This window comes from Neptunomonas phycophila (assembly GCF_001922575.1).
GTDB lineage: Bacteria > Pseudomonadota > Gammaproteobacteria > Pseudomonadales > Balneatricaceae > Neptunomonas > Neptunomonas phycophila.
Window position 1 is genome coordinate 2,024,412 of sequence record NZ_MRCI01000001.1, and the last position, 25,755, is coordinate 2,050,166.

The window sequence follows — 25,755 nt, forward strand, 5'->3', positions numbered from 1 at the left end:
TATGAGTGAATCAATGCGTAAAGCTTAATAATGAAATAAGACATACGAAAAAGCGGTATTATACGCATGCAAACCGCGCCGTGCTAATCGACATGCCACCTAGCTAATGGTTTATTTTTTCTGAGCAACAATGGGACGCATGGCGTATTTATTGCTTATCCCGCCTATGTGTAGAATAGCGGGAATAATGAATTGGGTGAGGTTCGCTGGCTCCACCGGCCAGTATTCTTGTTTATCTATGATGAAAGCTGCTTAGGACTCTCAATTGAAGAAACGTTTATCTGTACTGGTTATCGATGAAGATCGAGGACGTGCCGCTCTGGTTGAGCAGGCGTTGCGTGATCAAGGCTATGACGTTTTAGCCCGCCTTGATACAACCGATCATTTAGCTGACCGAGTGGAAGAGCTAAAACCCGATATGATTATTGTGGACCTAGACTCGCCCGATCGCGACGTCCTAGAGAACATGGCAATCCTTAACCAGAGTTCGCCGCGCCCGGTTGTAATGTTTGCCGAACAGGGTGATCAGCCAACCATCGAAAAGGCGATTCGTGCAGGTGTAAGTGCTTATATTGTTGATGGACTAGAACATCACCGTATGAAAGCCATTTTAGATGTGGCCGCTGCACGTTTTAGAGAGTTCCAAGCATTACGCTCTGAGTTAGCTGACGCCAAAAATGAGTTAGCTGACCGTAAAATAGTTGAGCGTGCTAAAGGCTTAGTCATGAAACATAACCGCTGCTCAGAAGAGCAAGCCTTTAAAGCAATGCGCAAAATGGCGATGGATCAACAAAAGCCATTAAACGATATTGCTAAAAATATTATTTCTGTTTTGGAGTTGGTGTCATGAATTCAGCAACCACCGATATCCGTTTACCTGACGATTTTCCTGCTGCCGAAAAATCTGAATTGAACATTGGATATATCCCCCTACTCGACTGTATACCCGTAGTCGCTGCAAAAGAGTTAGGCTTTTTTGAAGAAGCGGGCTTATCCGTAACACTTAGCCGCGAATCATCGTGGGCAAGCATTCGGGATAAAGTGCAGTATGGCCTGTTAGACGCCGCCCCAATGCCGGCAGGTATTGTGTTGGCCAGTGCTATGCGCTTAGGCGCTAGCCAACCTATGGTGACGGCTATGGGACTGGGGCTAAACGGCAATGCCATTACGGTATCAAATACCTTATGGGAGGCAATCAACCCATCCAATATTGCACTCAATAGCGAGCAAGCGGCGCTGGCACTAAAAAGCTACCTTGAAGGTTTTGAGGGTACTCTAAACGTTGCTTCTGTCCATACGTATTCCACTCATCACTTTCTATTACGGGAATGGCTGCAGCACTTCGATATAGACCCGCAAGGGAAACTAAAACTGATCGTTGTGCCTCCTCCGCAAATGGTTGATGCCATGCAGCGCGGCGTGATTGATATTTTTTGTGTGGGCGAACCTTGGAACAGTTTGGCGCAGGCCAAAGGCGTTGGACACAAGCTGCTAAGCGGCCATCAAATTTGGGAAAATGCACCAGATAAAGTGCTCGGTGTGACTAAAGCTTGGAGCGAAAGCAACCCTGCAACCCACCAACGCCTCATTGCCGCTCTTTTAAAGGCTTGCTCGTGGTTAGATAACGAAACAAATAAACTGAGTGGATTTGCACTGTTATTAAACAACGATTACATCCCTATTGATGACATTGATAGTATAAACCTGCTATTTGGGCAGCATAGTTTTACTCCGCCCATTGCTACCTTCCCATGGCTATCGCAGGCCAGATGGTTTAGCCAACACATTCTCAATGTCAGCGATCACAATCAGGCTCCAGAATCTTTGGATAACATTGTCGAACAAACCTATTTAACGAGCTTATACCGCGAGGTGGCTAGTGCGCTCGACATAAACCTCCCTTGTGAGAACACAAAAGACGAAGGCGTTCATGCTGGCAATTGGGAAATAGCCGGCACACACCACCCTATTGTCATGCCGTCCGATATTCGTTTTCGATAGAGGACTAAAGGCCTAGTAAATGTGCGCCAACCTAGTGCCTAACTGGGTAGTGGCGCTCAAAAAATGCACAAATTAATGCACAATTAGCTAGATCATCCCCACTAAACTCACATAGCTTTTCTCTTAAAAGCCCGTTATAGCGGGCTTTTTAAATATTTGGCACGCTCTCTGCTATATCAAATTAAGTACATACACATCATTACATATGTACACATAATTTATTTAGGCAAAGGCGCCCTTTGGACCGGATCTCACCCTCCGGTCGGGGCGCCTTTTCTGTTTTTATACTTAGGGAGCTTGAAACATGTCCAACGATTTTCTGAAAAAGAATGTTCTGAAGTCTGTCATCGGCCGCCGTAACTTGTTACGCAAAACCGTTATGACATTTGGTGCGGCTGCGGTTTCAAGCCTATTGGCTTTCACACCTGCTCACGCAGAAATAGGCGAGCCGGAAAAAGAAGATCTTAAGTTCGGCTTCATTAAATTAACGGATATGGCGCCTTTGGCCATTGCTTACGAGAAAGGCTATTTTGAAGATGAAGGCTTGTATGTCACTCTCGAAGCACAAGCAAACTGGAAAGTCTTACTAGACCGCGTAATCGACGGCCAGCTTGACGGTGCTCATATGCTCGCAGGCCAACCCTTAGGTGCAACCATCGGTTACGGTACTGAAGCGCATATCATCACTGCATTCAGCATGGACTTAAACGGTAACGCAATTACCGTTTCTAACGATATCTGGGAGCAAATGAAACCCAATATTCCAACAGGCGATGATGGAAAACCCGTACACCCCATCAAAGCAGATGCTTTAAAGCCTGTCGTCGAAAAGTTTAAGTCAGAAGGCAAACCTTTCAAAATGGGTATGGTTTTCCCTGTTTCGACCCACAATTACGAGCTACGTTATTGGTTAGCTGCTGGCGGTATAAACCCAGGGTTCTACTCTTCAGGCTCTGATGTGCAAGGCATTACCAATGCTGACGCTTTGCTATCGGTAACGCCACCACCTCAAATGCCCGCCACAATGGAAGCTGGCACTATTTATGGTTATTGCGTGGGCGAGCCATGGAACCAACAAGCTGTATTTAAAGGGATTGGGGTTCCTGTGGTGACCGATTACGAAATTTGGCGTGATAACCCAGAGAAAGTCTTTGGCGTATCCAGCCAATGGGCTGATCAATACCCCAATACACACTTACGTGTCGTAAAAGCGATGATCCGCGCCGCTAAATGGCTAGATGAAGACAACAACGCCAACCGTCCTGAAGCGGTGAAAATATTGTCGCAGCCCAACTATGTGGGTGCAGATTACGACGTTATCGCCAACTCGATGACAGGTACATTTGAGTATGAAAAAGGCGACAAGCGTGATGTGCCTGATTTCAACGTATTCTTCCGCTACAACGCAACCTACCCTTACTATTCAGACGCCATTTGGTATCTAACGCAGATGCGCCGTTGGGGGCAAATTGACGAGCAAAAGCCTGATAGCTGGTACATGGATATCGCTAAAAAAGTGTATCGTCCTGACATTTACGCCCAAGCCGCTCAAGCCTTAATTGAAGAAGGCACGATGGAAGCGTCTGACTTTCCAGACTTCGCAACAGAAGATGGTTTCAAACCACCGCAGACAGGCTTTATCGATGGGATTACCTATGATGGTAAGCAACCAAACGATTACCTCACCAAGTTCAAAATTGGTTTGAAAAACGACGAAAAGATCTAATTGTAGATCACAGTAAAACCTGACCCTGCCCCACCACGGCTGGTGGGGCACCTACAGGAGCCGAATGATGAGCGCTATATTATTAAAAATGAGTTGGCTTGAGCCGTTTGTTAAGATCGCACAGGGCGAGCGTCCGGGTGATCAATTAATGGTAATACTTCGATCAATTGGAGTGCCGTTAATTGGACTAGTGATCTTTTTATTCATCTGGCAAGTTGGCGCCAAAAATATCAATACATCGCTCGGTACCTTCCCCGGCCCTGCTGCGGTGTATGAGCAAACAGTTAATTTGTTTGCCGAGCACAACGCAGAGCGAGAAAAAGAAAAAGCATTTTACGAGCGCCAAGAAGTGCGCAACGAAAAAAAGCTGGCTAAGAACCCAGATGCAGAAGTAAAGATTCGCCCCTACACAGGTGCACCAACATTTATTGATCAAATCTGGACCAGTTTAGGCACAGTCATGACGGGCTTTTTAGTCGCCTCGTTGGTGGCGATACCTCTAGGCATCATGATTGGATTAAATTCAACGTTATACACGGCTATCAACCCCCTTATTCAACTGTTCAAGCCAGTTTCGCCTTTGGCTTGGTTACCGCTGGTGACTATGGTCGTCTCGGCAGTGTATGTCACAGACGATCCTATGTTTGCCAAGTCCTTTGTTACATCGGTGATTACCGTCTCTTTATGCTCTATTTGGCCAACACTTTTAAACACGGCAGTTGGTGTATCTAGCATCAGTAAAGATCTGCAAAACGTCAGCCAAGTACTGCGACTTAACTGGATTACACATGTTATTAAGATTGTTATTCCGTCAGCAATCCCGTCTATCTTTACTGGCCTGCGCTTGTCGCTGGGTATTGCATGGATGGTGTTGATTGCCGCTGAGATGCTAGCTCAGAACCCTGGCTTGGGTAAATTTGTATGGGATGAATTCCAAAATGGCAGCTCGCAATCACTGGGACGCATTATGGTCGCTGTCATTGCTATCGGCTTTATCGGATTCTTATTAGACCGCTTAATGCTCATGATTCAACGTAAAGTCTCTTGGGACAAATCAGTCGCCTTGCGCTAATTGGAGAAAAAAGATGGTTCACTTAGACTTAACAGACGTTTCAATCGAATTCCCCACTCCAAAAGGCCCATATGTGGCCCTGGACGGGGTCAACCTAAAAATCCAGCAAGGAGAATTCATCTCCCTAATAGGTCACTCAGGGTGCGGTAAATCAACCGTTCTCAACATTGTGGCAGGCCTATACCAAGCCACTCGTGGTGGCGTGGTGCTGGATGGCAAAGAAGTAAACGAACCAGGCCCTGAACGTGCCGTTGTGTTCCAAAACCACTCACTGCTGCCGTGGCTTAGCGTTTATCAAAATGTTGAATTAGCCGTTAAACAGGTTTTTAAAGGCAAGAAAACGAAGGCCGAAATGCGCGAGTGGATCTTGCACAACCTAAATCTAGTGCACATGTCCCATGCTCTTGATAAACGTCCTGATGAAATTTCGGGCGGTATGAAGCAGCGCGTTGGTATAGCTCGCGCACTGGCGATGGAACCTACCGTATTGTTAATGGATGAGCCCTTTGGTGCATTAGATGCGCTAACGCGCGCTCATTTGCAAGACTCCTTAATGGACATCCAAAATGACCTAAACAACACCGTCATTATGATCACACATGATGTCGATGAAGCGGTGCTGCTATCTGACCGCATCGTTATGATGACCAACGGCCCTGCCGCTACGGTAGGGGAAGTGTTGGACATTAAGCTTGAACGACCGCGTAACCGTATTGAGTTAGCCGATGACGCTGAATATAACCATTACCGTCACGAAGTACTGAGCTTCCTTTACGAAAAGCAGCGAAAGCCTGATGAAGCCTCGGCTGAAAAACCGGCACAGAACCTGCATCCTGATTCAACGGAACCCAAAGATCCTGTTAAAAGATCCGCTTCAAACTCAGAAGCTGCATGATTTAATAGGCATTTTTAGAGAAAGCCGCCATTTAGCCAGCATCATTATGGTGCAAATTAAATCAATGGCTCAATAAAAAGCACTGTTACAGAGCAAAGACGCTCGGCAAACCGATAAATAATTATTGGTTTTCCGGGCGTTTTTCGTTTTTGGCGTGTAAGCAAATACGGATACCCGACAATGAACCACGATAAATCATTTAATCTGCTGTCGTTCACCGGCAAAATGAAGGTACTGCACTTCAGTTGGTTAGCGTTCTTTATTACGTTTTTTGTATGGTTTAACCATGCACCTTTATTAGGCTCAATTGCCGAGTCACTTGGCTTGACTAAGTCAGAGTTAAAAACCCTATTGATCCTAAACGTGGCACTCACCATTCCTGCACGTATTTTAATTGGGATGCTCACCGATAAGTACGGCCCCCGTATTACGTATGCGGCGTTGCTTTTTTTCTCAAGCTTGCCATGTTTTTGGTTTGCCATGGCAACGGATTTCACGCAACTGGCTATTTCGCGCTTCTTACTCGGTTTTGTCGGCGCAGGTTTTGTCATCGGTATTCGTATGGTCAGCGAGTGGTTCCCCGCTAATGAGCTAGGCACCGCTGAAGGTATTTATGGTGGCTGGGGCAACTTCGGCTCTGCAGCAGCAGCCATGAGTTTACCGACACTGGCCCTGATCTTTGGTGGTGAAGATGGCTGGCGCTATGCCGTTGGCCTTACCGGTGTTATTTGTTTTTTATTCAGCTTTGTTTGGTATGCCAATGTTAGTGATACACCTAAAGGCTCAACCTACTTCAAACCTAAAAAGATTGGGGGCTTAGAGGTCACGAGTAAAGGTGATTTTGTTTTTCTACTAATCATGAAAGTTCCCATGTATGCAGCCCTTGCGCTACTCGCATGGAAATTGTCGCCTAACGGTGTCTCGATGTTATCCGAAGGCGTGACCACGATTATCTATCTGATCTTGATCGCTATTTTTATCTACGACTGTTACAGCGCGTACAATGTTAACCGTGACATGTTTGCCACACCGGTACCCGAAATCCAGCGTTACCCATTTAAACAGGTTGCTGTGCTAAATATATTATATTTTGCAACATTTGGTTCGGAACTGGCCGTGGTGTCTATGTTACCGCTATTTTTCTCAGATACCTTTAACCTTGATATGGTTTACGCGGGCTTATTAGCGTCAGCTTATGCGTTTATGAATCTGATGTCGCGCCCCGGTGGAGGCTGGTTGAGTGATAGATTTGGTCGCAAAAAGACACTACTCATTCTAACGGCTGGCCTCGCTGCTGGTTACGCCCTTATGGCGATGATCGATAGCAGCTGGCCTTTAGTATTGGCAGTGGTTGCTGCTATGGCATGTTCTTTCTTTGTTCAAGCAGGTGAAGGCGCCGTTTTTGCGGTAGTGCCGTTGATCAAACGTCGCCTAACAGGGCAAATCGCAGGTATGACAGGCGCATACGGCAACACCGGTGCTGTATTCTATTTAACCGTGCTATCCATGGTTGATTACTCCACGTTCTTCATGGTGATTGCAGCGACGGCTGTCATTGGTTTTGTTACCTTATTGTTCTTAAAAGAACCTAAAGGTCATATGGCGGAAGTCAACGAAGATGGTACTGTTGAGCTAATCCAAGTTAGCTAATGGGCCATCTATACTGAATACATAACAGCGGCTACTTGGGTAGCCGTTTTTCGTTTAAAAATTGAAACAATGGGTCAATAGGTTTAATGAGTCAGAAATTAGATGTCAATTTTGGTGGTTATTCCATTGCCGGCCTTAAAAGCCTAAATCAAGACTCCTTTGCAGCTTCTAACCCAACGGGAAATGAACGCGAGTTTAAAGGCATTGCCGCTGCTATTGCCGATGGCGTAAGCAGCTGCGAGGACTCTCACATTGCAAGCCAAACCGCAGTGACTAGCTTTATTTCTGACTACTTAAGCACCTCTCCTAGCTGGAGTGTCAGTACCAGCGCTTCTCGCGTCCTCACCAGTTTGAATCGCTGGCTATTTCAAGAAAACCAAAGCCGGCAAGGTCATCTCTCTAGCATGCTCACCACGTTTTCATCGGTCGTGATCAAGTCATCGAGCTTATATTGCTTTCACGTGGGCGACTCTCGTATTTACCTGATGAGTAACGGTAACTTGGAGCAGCTTTCAACTGACCATGTGTTGAACGGTGGATCACAAGAGTATTTATCCCGCGCACTGGGTGCTGATTCACACTTAGAAGTCGATTTTTTTAAGCGGCTTTTAAACGAGGGGGATCGCGTTTTAATGACAACCGATGGGGTGCATGGCTTTTTATCACAAAGCCAATTAAAAACTCTCATGCTGGCTGAGCACGAGACTCTTGAAGAGCACGCTAAAGCAATAGTTAATGCTGCTGTTGAAGCCGGCAGTGATGACAACCTGACCGCTTTAATCCTCGATATAAGGCAGTTAGGTATAGAAACGCTAGACGAAACACAGCAACGGTTAACACGTTTACCTATCCCTCCTGTTTTAACCGTCGGTAACAAGATAGACGGTTACGAAGTCCAGCAGGTTATCTTTAGCGGTACACGCAGTCACATGTATCTAGTCAAGGACATAGAATCAAACGACAAATACGTTTTAAAAGCGCCTTCAGAGAATTTTACAGAGGATTTAGTCTACCTCGATGGTTTTATTCGTGAAGAGTGGGTTGGCCAAACCCTAGACCATAATAATGTGATGAAAACCTTTCGCCCCCTACGTCCTAAACAGTTCATGTATTATTTAGGTGAGTACATTGAAGGCACCGATTTACGGCAATGGATGCGAGATAACCCTGAACCCTCGATTGATGTGGTTCGCCAAATCACCAAGCAGATAATTGCAGGGCTAAGAGCCTTTCAACGTAAGGACATGGTCCATCAGGATTTAAAGCCCGAAAACATCATGCTGACGATCGATGGCACTATCAAGATTTTGGATTTTGGAACCGTCCTAGTGGCTGGCAGCAATGAAATCATCTCCCCTTTGGATAAATCGATTCCGCAGGGAAGTGTTAATTACATCGCACCTGAATATTTAATGGGTGAAAGTGGAAACTCGCAATCTGACCTGTTCTCGCTGGCCGTTATTGTTTACGAAATGCTCACTGGCAAGCTCCCCTACAAAGAGCGTCCCCCTAACGCAGCTCAACTAAAATACTACAGTGAGCTGGATTATTTACCTTCTATCCAGCACCGAAAAGACCTACCTCTTTGGATAGAAGGCTGTTTACGCAAAGCTCTTCAACCTAATCCATCCCATCGATACGCGGCTTTTTCAGAATTTTTGCACGACCTGACTGTTCCCAACCGATCACTGGAAGCCAGCATCAAAGCCAAACCACTCATGGAACGCAACCCTACTTTGTTTTGGCAAAGCTGCTGCGCTGCGCTGGTACTTTTAAATATATATCAATGGTTATTCTAACCACTACGCACCAAAGGCGAGCAAAATACTAAAAAATCACGGTTTTGGTGCGCTAATTCAATATAAAAACCACTCAAGATAATGATAAGCCTTTGTTTTAAAACACATTTAAAAACTGGCACACTTTTAGCTTATTAAACTTTAACAACAGAGATTCTCTTGTTGCTTTAGTAACTTACCACCCAATTTAAAGTTACTAAAAATGTAAAATTATACAATTCGAATATTGAACAAAGGCGTTCTACCTCGTGCATATTAAAAGTGCCGCGGTGAACGCCTTTTTTCGTTTTAGGGGCGGCTAACATGACAGCAGCGACATCAAAACCACATTTAGTGATTATCGGCACCGGTATGGCTGGTGGGCGTTTACTAGAAGAGCTGATGCGCCGAAGTACTGACCACTTCACTATTTCTGTTTTTGGCGAAGAACCGCACCCTAATTACAACCGCATTATGCTTTCACCATTACTGGCGGGCGAAGTTTCAGCAGAAGACATCGTTCTTAACCCATTGGACTGGTACAAAGAGCACAATATTACGCTTTACGCGGGTGAGCGCATTGTTGGTATTGATAAAGCCGCTAAAAGAGTGGTTGGCGATCAAGGCACTCAGCTTGAATACGATCATCTGGTGTTTGCCACCGGATCTTTACCTGCACGCATCCCTACTCCAGGTCAGCACCTCAATCATATTTATGCGTTTAGAACGATGGCGGATGTGGATTCTATTATCCACTCATCCAAATCGGCCAAATCTGCCGTTGTTGTCGGCGGTGGCTTATTAGGATTAGAAGCCGCCTATGGGCTAGCGATTAAAGGAATTAAAACGACTGTAGTTAACCGTGCTGGCCATGTTCTAAATCGTCAGCTCGATGAAGCCGCTGGCGAAATGCTACGCCAAGCCATGCTTGAAAAAGGCGTGGACACCGCATTAAACGCTGACATTAAAGAATTTACCGGCTCCGACCGCGTTACCGGCGTTGCGCTAGAAAGCGGCGAAGTAATCGCCGCCGACCTCGTAATCATTGCTATTGGGATCACTCCCAATACAGCCTTGGCACACGCAGCAGGCTTAAATGTTGGTCGTGGCATTATTGTTGATGACTACTTGGTCACATCCGACCCACACATTAGTGGCTTAGGTGAATGCATAGAACATCGTGGCGAAACCTTTGGTTTGGTCGCACCCATCTGGGATCAGGCGCGTTTACTCGCAGATCGCTTGGTCTTCAATACTCAACTTCCGTATCTCTCTTCGGCAGTCCCAACCAAGCTCAAAGTGTCAGGCATTGACCTGTTCTCGGCAGGCGAGGTTAACGGCCTTCCAGAAGACCGCATTGTGATATTACAAGACCCTTCCCAAAGGGCGTATCGCAAATTAATTATCCGCGACCAAAAGCTGGTGGGCATTGTCTTGTTTGGCGATGTTCAAGATGGCAACTGGTATTTCGAACTACTTGAGCAGCAGAGCAAGGTTGATGATTTGCTGCCTCACCTGATGTTTGGGCAAGCCTTTTGCCGACAAGCACTAGAACACAACAATCAGCCTGAGAATGCGCTGACAGGAGCATCGTTATGAATAAGCAAAATCTCGTGGTTGTCGGTAACGGCATGGTAGGACACCAATTCCTACAAAGCCTTGCTGATAGCGGGCAGTTAGAACAATTTAACGTCACTGTGTTTTGTGAAGAACCACGTTTGGCTTATGACCGCGTGTATCTGAGCAGTTATTTCTCTGGCGCTACCGCCGATGACTTAGCTATGGGTCACATAGAAGTCTACCAAAGCTGGGGGTTAAATGTCCTGATCGGCGAAGCGGTTACTCACATTGACCGTGACCACCAGCACGTACTAACCAATAAAGGCACCAAGCTTTTCTATGACAAACTTGTGCTTGCTACAGGGTCTTATCCATTTGTGCCGCCAATGCCAGGGCATGACCGTGAACACTGCTTAGTTTACCGTACAATAGAAGACCTAGAAGCCATCAAAGCGTCTGCTGAAAAAGGTAAAATTGGGGTTGTCGTCGGTGGTGGACTGCTCGGGCTAGAAGCAGCAAAAGCCTTAAAAGACTTAGGCCTAGAAACGCATGTCGTCGAATTTGCACCCCGCCTAATGGCTGTTCAGCTAGACGAGGGTGGCGGTAACTTACTACGTAGCAAAATAGAAGGTATGGGCGTTAAAGTGCATACCGGCAAAAATACTCAGCAAATTGTCGACGGTGAAGATGCTTACCACCGTATGGAATTTGCCGACGGGGATTCATTAGAAACGGACTTGGTGCTGTTTTCCGCCGGTATACGACCACGTGATAATCTGGCACGCCAATGTGGCTTAGACGTAGGTGAACGTGGTGGTATCGTCGTCAATAACAACTGCCAGACCTCAGACGAAAACATCTATGCCATTGGTGAGTGCGCACTGTGGGAAAACCGTATCTTTGGTTTAGTGGCTCCTGGCTACGCCATGGCGAAAGTGGTCGTTTCACAGCTCAATAAGGGCGATACACAATTCTTGGGTGCCGATATGAGCACCAAGTTAAAGCTAATGGGTGTTGACGTTGCGAGCATCGGTGATGCACACGCGCATACTCCCGGTGCCAAAAGCTATGTGTACAACGATGAAGTTAACGAGATTTACAAAAAAATCGTGGTTAGCGAATCCGGCAAAATTCTTCTAGGAGCTATCTTAGTCGGTGAAGCCGAAGCGTACGGCACATTACTGCAATACGCGTTAAATGCCATCGAACTACCTGCCAACCCAGAAGTGTTAATCGTCCCTAACTTTGGTGGTGACGACGCACAAACCGGCTTAGGTGTTAGCTCCCTCCCTGAAACAGCGCAAATATGCTCATGCCACGATGTAACAAAAGGAGGCATTTGTTGCTCAATTGATAATGGAGCTCAAACTGTTGGGGATGTAAAAGCCGACACCAAAGCTGGTACGGGCTGCGGCGGTTGCGTACAACTATTAACCGACCTTGTAAATCACGAGTTATCCGCTCGCGGTGTAGAAGTAAGTACTGATATCTGCGAGCACTTCTCATATACGCGAGAAGACCTATACAACATTATCCGTGTAGAAGGCGTAAAAACCTTTAAAGACCTACTCCACTCGCACGGAAATGGCGGTCATGGTTGCGAAATTTGCAAACCATTAATTGGCTCTATTCTGGCCTCTTGCTGGAATGAATACGTGCTAGATACGCCGCATGTAAGCCTGCAAGATACGAACGATACTTTCTTAGCCAACATGCAGAAAGATGGGACTTACTCAGTCGTGCCTCGTGTACCGGGTGGAGAAATCACACCTGATCAATTGATTGCTATTGGACAAGTAGGCAAAGAATACAACCTCTACACTAAAATCACTGGCGGTCAACGAATCGACTTATTCGGCGCCCGTTTAGAAGAGCTACCTTCTATTTGGTCAAAACTAATCGATGCCGGTTTAGAAACTGGCCACGCATACGGCAAGTCTTTGCGTACGGTTAAATCCTGTGTCGGCAGCACCTGGTGCCGTTACGGTGTCGATGACAGTGTGGGTTTAGCGATCGAATTAGAAAACCGCTACAAGGGATTACGTGCACCGCATAAGATTAAGTTTGCTGTTTCAGGTTGTACCCGGGAATGTGCCGAAGCACAAAGTAAAGACGTCGGTATCATTGCAACCGAAAATGGCTGGAACCTTTATCTTTGCGGTAACGGTGGGATGAAACCCCGTCATGGTGATCTTTTTGCAACCGATCTCGATAAAGATACCCTCATCAAGTACATCGATCGCTTCTTAATGTTTTACGTTAAGACCGGTAAGCGCCTACAGCGCACATCCGTTTGGATGGAAAACCTAGAAGGTGGGCTGGATTACCTACGAAAAGTGGTTATCGATGACCATCTCAATGTTGCGCAAGAGCTTGAAGATCAAATGGACAGCATTGTAGGGACTTATGAGTGTGAGTGGAAACGTACGGTTGAAGACCCTATTGCACTTAAACGCTTCCGTACATTTGTTAATAGTGAAGAGAAAGATAACAACATTTTGTTCGTCGAAGAGCGTGGCCAAATACGCCCCGCACGCGATGAAGAAAAAGCAGAACCGATCAAACTGGTTGGGTGAGGTATAAAACGATGACAACAGCTAATTGGATTGATTTGTGCGGAGTTGAAGATTTAGTAAGCGATAGTGGCGTTTGTGCGCTACTCGGCGACAAGCAAGTCGCACTCTTCTATCTACCAACCGAAAATAAGGTATTTGCGTTAGGTCAGTTTGATCCTATCGGCAAAGCGAATGTCATGTCTCGTGGCATTATTGGATCAAGCGGTGATGATATTTACGTAGCTTCACCTTTATATAAGCAGCGTTTTCGCCTAAACGACGGCGTATGTTTAGATGACGAGACGGTATCACTTCCGTGCTGGACAGCGCAGATAGTTGATAACCGCGTCAAAATTCAAGCATAACTCGCACAGGGGCAATGTTGGTCATTTTGCTAACTAGCATGCCCAGCAAACCCTAGGCAGTTTTGCTCGTTAACCAGCAGAAAAGCGATCCTCCTCCTACCTTTGGGGCTAACGGATAATTATTACCCTTAAGCCCTTTTTTTTCGCATCAGAATCGAAGAAAGTCTTCAATTGGATACATAAAATCCTAACTGATAGTGGATTTTTGCTTTCTAGTAGGCTCCATCACATTCCTTGTCTATAGTTAACGCACAATATAATTAGGCTAATAATATGTATCTCTTTAAAGCATCTTTCGCGGCTATTTTTTTTACGTCTACCCTCACCTCGTTATCAAGTGTAGCGGCCCCTCTCAACCCCTGGATAGACAGCAACGCACCGTCAGTACAAGCAAAATCATATAGTGACAAGCGCCCTAATGTTTCGGCCAAGCAAGCACGTGCCCTTAATGCTGATTTTGACCAGCTCACTCAAACGCTGTTAGCCATAACAGATGCGACCCCGATTGATGTAGTGATTCCATTACCCGACGGCCTCAGTGCTACCTACCAACTGACATTAACACAGCTCATGGCCGTTGATTTGGGCAACAAATATCCAAATATCAAAACCTTTGAAGGGGTCGATTTAGCCAACCCTGCTAACAAAGGTCGTTTTGATATCACACCACTTGGGTTTCATGGCATGTTTCTACACCAAGGTGAATGGGTATTAATTGATCCTGCCAACCACCAAGATACACAAGCATACCTCAGTTATAGCGCTAAAAACGCCATCCCATTGTCTACTTCTGTACAGGATGAAGCCCTTAATCCTTTCAGTAATTACGCTAACAATGCCCTGCAGGCTAAATCGCTTGCTCAAACAACGGCGTCAGGATCTCAATTACGTACCTATCGTATTGCAGTCAGTGCTACGGGCGAGTACACCCAATTTTTTGGGGGAACAAAAGCCAATGCGATAGCCGGGATAACAACTGCACTCAACCGTGTTAATACCATTTTTCAACAAGATTTAGCGGTACAACTTGAATTAGTCAGCAACAGTGATGAGCTAATTTACACAAACCCGAACACAGACCCGTTTGTCAACAATGACCCTAACTCTGATATAGATACTAATATGGTGCTTGCGGCTAATGTGCTGGGCGTCAATGCCTTTGACTTGGGCCATGTGTTTACCACAACAGGTAGCGGCCTCGCCTATGTGGGAAGCGTCTGTGATAACTCACAAATCAGCGGAGGCGGTTATTATAAAGCAGGTGCCGTTTCTGGGCTTTCACAGCCTAATTCAGATATTTTCTACATTGGGCTATTGGCGCATGAGCTAGGCCATCAATTTGGCGCCAACCATTCTTTTAATGGCACGCAAGCTGTGTGCAGTTCAGGGCGCAATGCAGAGACGGCATGGGAACCCGGAAGCGGCTCTACAATCATGTCCTACTCTGGCTTGTGCGATAGCGAAAACATACAGAATGATTCTAGCGCTTTTTTTCATGGCGGCTCGATTAAAGAGATTCAAAGCTACCTGAGCGGCACATCGTGTGCGGCTACCCGCTCTTTAAACAATGCTGCCCCCACCGTTTCAGCCGGTAGCGATTATATTATCCCGGCGCTAACGCCGTTTATGCTAGAGGCATCAGCATCTGATACCAATGGCGATACACTGAGCTATATTTGGGAAGAGTTGGACGCAGGTAGCGCATCATCTAGTGCTGCAACCATGATAGACAATGGCTCAGGCGCTCTTTTTAGGTCCTATGAACCCACCGATTCGGCTATCCGATATTTTCCTCAACTAACGGACCTTCTTGATGACACCACGTCGTTAGGAGAAGCTTACCCAACCACAAACCGAGACCTCAATTTCCAAGTCACAGTTCGCGATGGTAATGGAGGCGTTAGTTATGATGCGAATGTCATTACCGTTGATCGGGATTCCGGGCCTTTTACTGTTAACAGCCCTGTGCTAAACGAACAATGGACAACGGGTGAGGAAGTTAGCGTGGAGTGGGACGTAGCAGGGACGAATACCAGCCCGGTTAATTGTCCCGCCGTGGATATTCTATTATCAACTGATGGCGGAGCCAGCTTCCCAACTGCTTTATTATCTGGCACGACCAATAACGGCGAGCAAACTTTTGTGATGCCAGCAGTAACCAGTAATGACGCACGATTGATGGTGCGTTGCACTAACAATATCTTTTTTGCGATTAATCCGGGTCGCTTTTCTATAGTATCTGGAGGCAATACCGATTTAACTACGGTTGATACAGATCCATACACTACGCCCACAACCGAGGTCACCCCGCCATCTTCAGGCTCGTCGAATAGTGGCGGTGGCGGCGGTAGTATTCCCCCATTTGCCTTACTCGCTTTAGTGATAGCCGGTGCACTTAGCCTAACTGGCTGCAAAACGGTAGCTAGTCCACATGCCCCCGTAGACCCTCATCATGGTAGCCATCATCATCCTAGTACGGGAGATACGGCTCGTGCTCAAGCCGATGCCAAACACGCCATGGAACATAACGACTATCGTTTTTTTGCTATTCCTGGGCGCGAAATAATATTGCCGGGCATAGCGCAACAACACGTCAGCTCCATTAATACTCAATACGGAACACAAAATATTCCTGTTTCTGATGCATTACAGTCGGCTCAAGATAAGCACGAGCGTGACCATTGGATAGAGTATGCCGCCGAATATAACCGATATTTAGCCACGCAACTTAACAGCGACTATCTTGCTCGTTAAGCCATGTTGCTATTGCTAAAAAAGGAGTGGCGGCAAAGAAAGGGGGACACATTCATCAGCAAACTAGAGCCTATTCATTGGTTTGCTGTGCTCTGTGTAGCCCTTTTTTTAGCCTGCGCACCTTGGGCCACTGAATGGACTCAACTCTGGGTATGGAACAATAGCCAGCCATACCCATGGTCGGTATTGAGTGCTCACTTTGCTCATTGGTCTTGGCCACATTTTTGGACTAACTTATGCGCATTTATCACTTTTTTAGCGATTTATGGACGTTATCTTTCGGCTAGATCGTTTGTAACTTACTGCCTAGCTATCATTATTAGTTGTGATGTCTATCTGTATTTTGCGTATGAACGAGCCTTTTATCTTGGCTTCTCTTCAATTTTATATGGGCTATTTAGCATCGCGGCTTTGATTCACTTTAAGACTACTAAGGTCATCAGCCTCGCCGTTATTGGCTTTCTTATATTCAAAAGCCTTAGCCAATGGTTAATGCCTATCGACAACAATTTGTATGGTATTGCGGTAGCATCAGACGTGCACATTGTTGGCATGTTGACGGGGGTAGGACTGTTTATTGTCATAACAGTGAAACAAGCGCGGATATAAAACGTGTTGATTTACATAGATAATTAATGAGTGATCAAACAAGATCACAGCGGCAGACCTCCCTGAAAGTCTGCCGCTGTTTTCTCAATGCAGCTGAGTAGATTATCAATCCATTGGCAACCCACAAGCCCATCATATGCCCACCACGTGAGATTGAACATCACTAGAATAAGGGATAGGCAATCAGTGAATAACAAACTCAGGCAGAATGAGTTTCACGCAGAAACCACTTGGTTCGTTATTCAAGAAACTGATGGTTCCTTTTAACTGTCGCGCCCGCCACTGCATATTAGTCAACCCATATCCCTCAGAACTGACAGAAGCATCATAGTCGTTGCGCTCAAGTAGTCGGCAATTCCCGTTATCGCAAATCATCAACTGCACTCCATCGCCATCAGACTGCAAACTGATACTGATACGGGTGGCGTCAGCGTGCTTAATTATATTCGTCGTAGCTTCTTGAAGTATTCGTAGCAAATGCAATGCCTGCTGGGGCTGCAACGTAATTTGATCGGCCTTAGGATCAATTTGCCAGTGCAAACTAATCGATAGTGACTTAATACGCTTATCTAATCGGTATTTAAAGTCCGCCATAATGGCATCAAGGTTGTTCGCATTAACATTGAGCGAGTTAATAATCAGCCTAAAATCATCCAAACACTCTCTTAAGGTGGCCGCTATATTGTTTCTTGCCTCAGAATCGCTCTCGCGTTCTATGATCGCTAAAGAACTCACCAGTTGCCCACCTACCCCATCATGCATATCTTTCATAATGCGCGCGCGTTCATCCGAAATAGCTTTAGAGCGTTCAAGCTCTATGGCCTCTTGACGCTGCTTTGCCAACTCTTCATTTTTTTGAGACAGTTCATCGACAGACGCATTTAAACTTCTCGTTGCCTCTTCTATGCGGCGCAACATATGCTGCTCATTCCGCTCTAAGGACTCAGCCATCTCATTAAATATGTGCTGTAGTTCGAGTAGTTCTCCGTGTCCGTTTTCAGGGCAACGCGCAGTCAAAGATTTAAGTTCTATTTCGCGCGCCGTGACGGCAAGAGATGACAAAGCCGACGTCATTTTCCGGCTCATCAGATAGGCTAAAACCAAACCGAGTAACAGTGCCACTAGGCCAATTAATAAGGTACGGATGTAAAAAGCTTGCAGCTGGGTTGTAATGCGGTCTTCAGAAATACCGATATGAAGATAGCCCAATATAGTCGCAGGCTCTGATGTGGCGGCTAATTCGATAAGCTCATCGACCAACGGATCTTGATTTCGAATCGCTACCCGAAACGTACGAATCGTTTGATTAACACTATCTAACTCTCTGGCTAATAGGATACGCCCTTTAGCATCACTAAATTTAATAGAGATTAGCTCATCTATATTAATCATAAGCTCGACAACCTCACTGAGCTTTTCCATGTCTCCGGTGTAAAAAAAGAATTCGGACATACTGACTATCTGAGCGGCTATTTCATCTCCTCGATTCTGTACTTGCTCCTCTATACCGTCACGCGTAGTCCCTACTAAAAAGCCCAACACCAACAGCATCACCAGCAGCAAGGGCGCTAGCGATATCAATAACAGCTGCGTTTTAATCCGGGATGCAAACATTAGACTCAGTCATGCTTTATTTTTATCTTATCAGGCTGGTAGCTCAATGCGCGTGCAATAAATTCATTTACCTCGACCTGGTAATCAGAGTAAACAAAACCTTGGCCTGATAATTGGTCGGTTGACATCCAGTTATTGATTAACCCTGAGGTTGTCTCAGCAATACGAGAAAGTGACGAATACACCGCGATCATGGCTCCGGCCTTCTGAAACGTTTGCGCATAACCCACTACCGGAACTTGATAGCTATACGCCTGGTGCAGAATCCATTTAGCACTATTGCCCGACCAAATAGCGGTATCGTTCACCGCAACGACGGCTGCCACTTTATAAAAAGAGTCATCAATAAGGCGAGCTGCTACCTCACCTTTCTCAACGACTAAAATTTCAATAAACTCGCGCAAATCAGAAGGTAATTCTTCAATTTGTTTTCTAGCCCATAAATTTGATTCAGCAATAACAATCAATAACTTATTGCGATAGTCATTTCGAATAAGCGGCTTAGCTGTTCTTATTAATCGTTCCAAAGGCTGATTTATAACGGAAGCCTGCCAATGCTGCTTTGGTCGACCTTCGAGGATACGGTTTAAAGTTTGTGCTTCAATAAAACTGTAAATCACAGAATTACCGCCCTCAATTAGAGCGACATCCTCAGCCGCACGACGACCAACAGGAACAAGTAAGCTATTTGACGAAACGTTACTGCCTTTAAAATCATCAGCATAAACCACTTGTAACGGTACATCAGCAGAAAGACCATGCTTGATAAGCGTGGTCACTTCGTCGTACAGCGGGGTGTTATCCGATAAGACCAAATAAACAGGCTTTGCCGCGATCGCAGCGCCAGAAAAGAGTGCGCTCAGTAAGCACGGTAGAAAAATTAAGTATTTAAGTATGTTTACCATCTAGTGTTTTGAAAAAGTAACGCTGATGTAGTACCTAGGCTCGACCCGTTGTCTAAAAGAAAACTCATGGTACGACTGACCTAAATTTTGAGCAGCTAATTTAAAAGATAACGACTGCTTGGGCCCTATTGAAAATACACGGGAGGCCGAAATGTCAAAACGCGTATACGCATCCACTTCATCTCCTTTCCCCGTCCAGCGCATCGAATCTACGTGATACAAAGCCGAACTCACCTGCCAATTACGCCAAGCATGGCTAAATAATAGCCCTACACTCGATTGAGGCGCGCGATTGGTATTGGTTATGTATTTATAGGGCGCTATAGCCCGACGCCTTGCATATTCTTCGTTCCTTCCCCAATTAAAATGAAAGCGTAAAAAGCTCTTTTTTAATGGTCTGTAAATCAACTCTCCCTCAAAACCATCAGTAATGTAATACCCAACATTAGCGATCTGTTCTCGCTCAATCCCGATAGGATTAGTGATTGACTCATCTAAAACGAAGCGCATTATATTATCGATACGCTCTCGGTAAAGTTTTAACTCCCACTGCAAAGGGTATTCTTGGTGTTTTCCTATCCAACCTAAATCAACGCTTGTTAACTCTTCTGCTTTCAATGACGGGTCCGCCAATATGCGTTCATCAACCACCACCCCATTATCAAGGGTCGTCTTCATCGCAAAATTCTTTTCCAATAAAGAAGGAATACGCCACGCTTTTCCATACCCCAAGCGTAAGGATTGTAAGTTTGAAAAGCGCCAGTTAATGCTTGCACGCGGGGAAAAATAATTACGCTGAAAATCATCACGTTCTATTATCGCGCCGCCATTAACTGTCCAGCGTCCTCCTATAGGTAGCTGAAAATTACTGAACGCCCGCAAGGTCGTTGCCGAAACATCATCTTCAAGGAAAACAGAATTTCCGAAAGTTTCGTAACGCCCCCCAATACCAACCACATACTGTAAGCCTGAATCCTGTATACCACTGAGCTGCCATTCTAGATCAGTTTTAGCGGTAGTAAATGTATGCGTCCCCATTAACAACGTCTGATCTGGTGAAGCAAATAACGCTTCAAATTGATCAGGCGTGATACCAAACACTTCTGAGAGCGGCAAACTTTCTACCAAGTCATCATTTTTGGAGTAATTGTGATAAAAATTCAGTTTTGTTTCATACCGGCTATTGAGCTTGTTCGCCCATGAAATATGCGCACTTGCTGCATTAACATCACGATCACGCTTTGGATAGAACTGGTTATGCTCAATGCCCGTATCACCTTCAGCCAGTGCAAGATACAGTGATAAATCTTGATCGGGACTTAACATAGGGTCTAATTGGATGCTGAGGTTATTAAAACGTCGATCATCAGGGTAATGATCAAAGCCATTATCTTGATGATGCCAAGCACTTAAGCGATAGTTTAACAAATCACCCAGTTGATTCGTTTTAATGAAAACTTCCCGCTCACCACGATCCCCCACACGCACTTGCGTTTCGAAGCGACTATCGAGTGCTATTGGACGGGTAATAATATTGATAGCCGCTGAAAAAGAGTTACTGCCATAAGCCGATGAGGAAGGCCCGCGTACAACCTCTATGCGATCAATATCATTAATATGAACGCCTAAAATATCCCAATCAACGGTAGATAACGTCGGCATGTACGTTGAACGCCCATTTACCAGCACTTGTAAGCGGCTGGTCATCTCCCAACCACCGCCATGATAAGTCGATGCAAACGTACGACCGTCAGCACGAACAGACTGAAAGCCCGGTACTAACCTAAAAAGATCAGCGATATCGGTAAAACCAGACGCCTCAATAATCTCGCGGTCTAATACAGTTACAGCCGAAGGTGCTTTAAGAATCGATTGATTTAAGCGGCTGGCACTAATAACGACAGGTAAGTCGGCATCAAAACTATCGTTTAATAACGGTGTGTCATTCGTTAAGGCGACTAAAGGCTTTGCCAATACGACAACAGGGCTGAACATCAGCAGGTACAACCAGCACAAAAGCGTTGGGGGTTTCGTTATCATGACTCTCCTTTGTCAACCGGCTTACAGAGAGGCTGCACTGCAAATACGTTAAATAAGCCCTTGTCGGGTGGCTTCGTAGATTGCCTCTGCCTTGTTGCTAACGGATAACTTTTTATAAATGTTTTTCACGTGGGCGTTAACCGTATGGAAGGATACGTCCAACATCCCTCCAATCTCTTTTGCGGTATAGCCCTTGCTTACTAGCACTAAAATTTCCTGCTCACGAACACTCAGGTGTGAGCAATTGATCAAGCTTTGCGGCTCAGGCAAGCTCAACTCAGACAATAAGTAACGAGCAATACTCGGGCTTATTGGCGCTCCGCCTTCCACCATTTGCTGAATAGCGTTATTGATTTCTATAAAGTCGTCGTCTTTTAACAGGTAGCCAGAGGCACCCGCTTTGAGGGCATTGATCACGTGCTCTTCATCACCAAAAATAGTGATGACGACGGCCAGTTCGGTTTTTACCTCTGGCTCTCGTAGCATACGTATTAAATCAAGACCGTTACCATCAGGGAGATCTAAGTCGGTTAAGAGAATATCGGGAGAGGTGTGTTGCAAAAAGAACGCAGCCGCTTTAAAAAAGCCAACCGATCCTACCAGACGGAATTGGCCGCCTTCGTTAATCGCTTTTTCTAGCCGCTCACGAGTCGCGTCATCGTCTTCAACAATTAAAACACTCAATTTCATGTGATTTCATCCTTGTCACTAGTCTACTTATAACAAGTGATTGACAAAGGTGACAATGACTAATAATAGGCATTGAGGTTTTCAAACTGTATGGTTGGACTAACCCAAGGTCTAGAACGGTACAAAAAATAGGGCTAAGCCCCCCTCAATACGGACGCCAAAAGCGTACTAATTTGGTGCGCGCACACATTTAGCGCATCAACTTTTTATAAAATCACAGCAATCCCTTTCGATCCAACTAACTAATAAAAAACAAAATCAATAAAAATCAGCAACTTAATAAAAAAACCGTAGATGGCATAAATTATGCTTTTAACAAAATAATACCGAGTCTACATTATCGGTTTTAGGAGCAATGGCAATGGCGCCCTTTCAGATATTCGTATCTGTAGGCGCCTTTTTTTTTGGGTAAATTATATGACTTCGTCGATCGTAAAAACTACGTGTCCTTATTGCGGTGTTGGCTGCGGTGTAGATGCCAAGCTAGAAAACGGCAACTTAATAGCCGTTAGCGGCACAACAGATCACCCTGCTAATCACGGTAAGTTATGTGTGAAGGGCTCGTCACTGCATGAAACAGTGGATCACGAAGGTCGTATGCTAACGCCCATGCTACACGGGCAACCTACCGATTGGGATACCTCACTGGCCTATGTCAGTGACAAAATAAAAGCCATTGTTGCGGAGCACGGCCCAGATGCGTTCGCATTTTATGTGTCAGGACAAATCCTGACAGAGGATTATTACGTCGCTAATAAGCTCATTAAAGGCTTTATTGGCACGGCTAATATCGACACGAACTCTCGCCTGTGCATGGCGTCAGCTGTTGTTGCTCACAAGCGCGCTTTTGGAACAGATACCGTACCTGGTAATTATGATGACCTTAACCATGCTGACGTTGTCATCCTAACAGGCTCCAATTTAGCGTGGGCACACCCCATTGTTTATCAGCGTTTGGCCAACGCCAAAAAGCAAAACCCGTCTTTACAAGTGGTCGTTATTGACCCACGTAAAACAGCCAGTTGTGATATTGCCGATTTACACTTACCGCTAAAGCCCGGTAGTGATGCTTTTTTATTCAACGGCCTAGCGCACCACCTAATAGCGCACAACAAATTAGATGATAGTTTTTTAGCCAACCACTGCAATGGACTGGAGGCGATTCAACAGGCCGTCATAGACCAAACCTCGCAGCAGACGGCTCAAGATTGTGATTTAACTGAAGATCAAATTAATCACTTTTATTCACTATTTGCGAACAATGAACGGGTTGTTACCTTGTTTTCTCAAGGCATTAACCAATCGTCCAGTGGGGTTGATAAAGGCAACGCAATTATCAACTGTCATTTATTGACCGGAAAAATAGGTAAACCTGGAGCGGCTCCCTTTTCTATTACCGGCCAACCCAATGCGATGGGCGGGCGTGAAGTCGGAGGGTTAGCTAACCAGTTAGCGGCGCATATGGATTTCAAAAAACCCGAGCACATTGACCGTGTGGCTCGATTTTGGAATGCCACTAACATGGCCAAAAATGAGGGTTTAAAAGCCGTAGACATGTTCGATGCCGTTGCCGATGGTCGTATCAAAGCCATTTGGATTATGGCTACTAATCCGGTGGTATCTATGCCAGATGCCGACCGAATTAAAGCGGCATTACAATCATGTGATCTTGTTATCGTGTCTGACTCGCAAGCTATGACAGACACCTCTCAATATGCCGATGCATGCTTCCCTGCTACTACATGGGCCGAAAAAGACGGAACGGTAACCAACTCCGAACGCTTTATTTCCCGGCAACGGGGTTATTTACTTCCCCCTGGCGATGCAAAGCACGACTGGCAAGCGATCTGCGAAGTAGCCAAAAGATTGGGCTTTGAAGAAGCCTTTAACTATGAGAACAGCGCTGATATTTTTCGCGAGCATGCCGCCCTTTCTGGGTTTGAAAATGATGATGAACGCGATTTTGATATCTCTTTACTCAGCCAAATCAGTAATGCCGAATACCACAATTTAACTCCCATACAGTGGCCGGTTAACACACGTCACCCTAATGGGCGTTCACGTTTCTTTGATGACGGACGCTTTTATACGGCCGATAAAAAAGCCAACTTAATAGCCGTTCAGCCTCGCCTACCGACCTATACCCCCAACAGTGGGCAAGTCACATTAAATACGGGGCGCATACGCGATCAATGGCACACCATGACACGCACCGGAAAATCAGCACGCCTTCTGGAGCACATCGCCTCCCCCACTGTACAAATTCACCCAGAAACGGCCCGACAGCAAGCCATTGCCAACAACGCATTAGTTAAGTTGAGTGATCGAGGCATTAGTTATATTGCCCGCGCTGAAATTACCGAGTCGGTCAGGGCTGACTCTTTATTCATCCCAATGCATTGGAATGATATGTTTGCCAGTCATGCGCGCGCAAATAGCTTAGTTCGCCCTATTAGCGATGCGCTATCAGGACAACCTGAGTTTAAGCATAGCCCGGTGACTATCACACCACTGGTTGCCCAGTGGCAAGGCTGGCTGATGACCAATGAAACATTCACTCCCGATAGCGACCTAGAATGGTTCAGAACACCGTTAGCCAACTGCACATTATGGGAATTGATTTCTGAGCAACGCCTGCCGGATATGGCGTGGTTAAGAACTCAATTCAGTGATATGGATGATTGGGTTCATCTGCAAGACACGGAAGGGCGTTATTTAAGTGCAGCAGGTTTCAAAAATAACCGCTTATGCGTGGTGCTAATGAGTGAGCCAGACCTGCCTGAGATGGATCGCAATTGGTTAAAAGCGCAAATAGGAACAGAATTCGAAACCAAAAGTGACCGTTTACGCCTGTTGGCGGGTGTCCCTGCTGACCCTGCTAGCCAGACAGGACGTACCGTGTGCTCGTGTTATCAAGTGGGCGAGCAAACGATCATTAATGCAATATTAAACGGCGAAGCGGATTCGGTTGAATCGCTTGGAGCTCTCCTGAAGTGCGGCACTAACTGCGGCTCCTGTATACCCGAACTGAGAGCGTTAACCCTAGAGCACCAAGCCAAAGAAACTGCCGCCTAAGGGCACGGACTCAATTAGGCGAGCTTGAAGCATCAGAGCCTTTTTTCAAAAAAGGCTCCCGTTCTCTGCTATTACAGCCCCCCACATAAGGACGACAATGATTAGCCCCATGGTCACAGTGGCGGAACCTAAATCCTTAGCCCGGCCTGCTAGCTCATGATACTCAGCCCCAACACGGTCGACGACCGCCTCTATAGCTGAGTTAATTAACTCAAAAGCAAAGACAAGAACACAGCTACCCACCAACAAAGCCCATTGAGTTGGTGATTGTGCTACGAAAAATGAAGCAGGAAACAAAACAATAAAGGCATACACCTCGTATTCAAAAGCGGGCTCATGCCGAAAAGCAGCTTTGATGCCTTGGACCGTATACTTTGACGCATAATATAAACGCGCCAGCCCCCGTGATTTAGTTATCATGTGTGTGATTAAGCTCGTATTTGATAAATTTAAAAATGCCCCATCC

18 protein-coding genes are annotated in these 25,755 nt (G+C 45.7%); 13 read left to right on the top strand and 5 right to left on the bottom strand.

The window, feature by feature from the left end:
* The first annotated feature begins 265 nt into the window (after positions 1-265).
* The 12 genes from BS617_RS09185 to BS617_RS09240 all read left to right on the top strand — a co-directional run bounded on the left by BS617_RS09185 (position 266) and on the right by BS617_RS09240 (position 16,965).
* Positions 266-850: an ANTAR domain-containing response regulator gene (locus tag BS617_RS09185; protein WP_246283237.1), complete on the top strand. Its 585-nt coding sequence runs from the start codon at positions 266-268 to the stop codon at positions 848-850.
* Positions 847-2,001 carry a CmpA/NrtA family ABC transporter substrate-binding protein gene (locus BS617_RS09190; RefSeq protein WP_075172525.1) on the top strand — a complete coding sequence of 385 codons (1,155 nt, stop codon included), beginning with the start codon at positions 847-849 and terminating at the stop codon, positions 1,999-2,001. The genes BS617_RS09185 and BS617_RS09190 overlap by 4 nt, the downstream gene beginning before the upstream one ends.
* 379 nt (positions 2,002-2,380) lie before the next feature.
* Positions 2,381-3,727 (top strand): CmpA/NrtA family ABC transporter substrate-binding protein, encoded by a 1,347-nt coding sequence (locus BS617_RS09195; protein ID WP_075173516.1) that lies wholly within the window; start codon positions 2,381-2,383, stop codon positions 3,725-3,727.
* Between the two features lie 67 nt (positions 3,728-3,794).
* On the top strand, positions 3,795-4,799 hold the full coding sequence (locus BS617_RS09200) for an ABC transporter permease (protein ID WP_075172526.1): 1,005 nt from the start codon (positions 3,795-3,797) through the stop codon (positions 4,797-4,799).
* A 13-nt stretch (positions 4,800-4,812) separates the two neighbouring features.
* Entirely contained in the window at positions 4,813-5,694 is an 882-nt protein-coding gene (locus BS617_RS09205; RefSeq protein WP_075172527.1) for an ABC transporter ATP-binding protein, read from the top strand.
* Positions 5,695-5,874: 180 nt separating this feature from the next.
* On the top strand, positions 5,875-7,344 hold the full coding sequence (locus tag BS617_RS09210) for a NarK family nitrate/nitrite MFS transporter (RefSeq protein WP_075172528.1): 1,470 nt from the start codon (positions 5,875-5,877) through the stop codon (positions 7,342-7,344).
* Positions 7,345-7,430: 86 nt separating this feature from the next.
* Positions 7,431-9,143: a bifunctional protein-serine/threonine kinase/phosphatase gene (locus tag BS617_RS09215; protein WP_075172529.1), complete on the top strand. Its 1,713-nt coding sequence runs from the start codon at positions 7,431-7,433 to the stop codon at positions 9,141-9,143.
* A gap of 303 nt (positions 9,144-9,446) precedes the next feature.
* Positions 9,447-10,721 carry an NAD(P)/FAD-dependent oxidoreductase gene (locus tag BS617_RS09220; protein ID WP_075172530.1) on the top strand — a complete coding sequence of 425 codons (1,275 nt, stop codon included), beginning with the start codon at positions 9,447-9,449 and terminating at the stop codon, positions 10,719-10,721.
* On the top strand, positions 10,718-13,258 hold the full coding sequence (gene nirB / locus BS617_RS09225; RefSeq protein ID WP_075172531.1) for a nitrite reductase large subunit NirB: 2,541 nt from the start codon (positions 10,718-10,720) through the stop codon (positions 13,256-13,258). The genes BS617_RS09220 and nirB overlap by 4 nt, the downstream gene beginning before the upstream one ends.
* Before the next feature lie 11 nt (positions 13,259-13,269).
* Positions 13,270-13,602 carry a nitrite reductase small subunit NirD gene (nirD, locus tag BS617_RS09230; RefSeq protein ID WP_075172532.1) on the top strand — a complete coding sequence of 111 codons (333 nt, stop codon included), beginning with the start codon at positions 13,270-13,272 and terminating at the stop codon, positions 13,600-13,602.
* Positions 13,603-13,875: 273 nt separating this feature from the next.
* Positions 13,876-16,356, top strand: a complete 2,481-nt coding sequence (locus BS617_RS09235; RefSeq protein WP_075172533.1) for a reprolysin-like metallopeptidase — start codon at positions 13,876-13,878, stop codon at positions 16,354-16,356.
* Between the two features lie 3 nt (positions 16,357-16,359).
* Positions 16,360-16,965 (top strand): rhomboid family intramembrane serine protease, encoded by a 606-nt coding sequence (locus BS617_RS09240; protein ID WP_075172534.1) that lies wholly within the window; start codon positions 16,360-16,362, stop codon positions 16,963-16,965.
* 183 nt (positions 16,966-17,148) lie between these two features.
* Here the strand turns inward: BS617_RS09240 and BS617_RS09245 are convergent, their stop codons facing one another.
* From BS617_RS09245 to BS617_RS09260, 4 genes are read right to left on the bottom strand one after another with little or no spacing between them, the layout of a single operon-like run.
* Complete coding sequence (locus BS617_RS09245; RefSeq protein ID WP_075172535.1) at positions 17,149-18,579, bottom strand: sensor histidine kinase; 1,431 nt, start codon at positions 18,577-18,579, stop codon at positions 17,149-17,151.
* 5 nt (positions 18,580-18,584) lie between these two features.
* On the bottom strand, positions 18,585-19,484 hold the full coding sequence (locus tag BS617_RS09250) for a hypothetical protein (RefSeq protein ID WP_075172536.1): 900 nt from the start codon (positions 19,482-19,484) through the stop codon (positions 18,585-18,587).
* The gene (locus BS617_RS09255) at positions 19,485-21,524 is read right to left on the bottom strand and encodes a TonB-dependent receptor plug domain-containing protein (RefSeq protein WP_075172537.1); all 2,040 of its coding nucleotides are present in this window, start codon (positions 21,522-21,524) and stop codon (positions 19,485-19,487) included. It lies immediately after the preceding gene.
* A gap of 48 nt (positions 21,525-21,572) precedes the next feature.
* Complete coding sequence (locus tag BS617_RS09260) at positions 21,573-22,214, bottom strand: response regulator (RefSeq protein WP_075172538.1); 642 nt, start codon at positions 22,212-22,214, stop codon at positions 21,573-21,575.
* A gap of 417 nt (positions 22,215-22,631) precedes the next feature.
* Between BS617_RS09260 and BS617_RS09265 the strand changes: the two genes are divergently transcribed.
* Positions 22,632-25,289, top strand: coding sequence for a nitrate reductase (locus BS617_RS09265; protein ID WP_075172539.1), 2,658 nt, complete (start codon positions 22,632-22,634; stop codon positions 25,287-25,289).
* Positions 25,290-25,334: 45 nt separating this feature from the next.
* Here the strand turns inward: BS617_RS09265 and BS617_RS09270 are convergent, their stop codons facing one another.
* Entirely contained in the window at positions 25,335-25,709 is a 375-nt protein-coding gene (locus BS617_RS09270; protein ID WP_139303153.1) for a diacylglycerol kinase, read from the bottom strand.
* Positions 25,710-25,755: the final 46 nt, after the last annotated feature.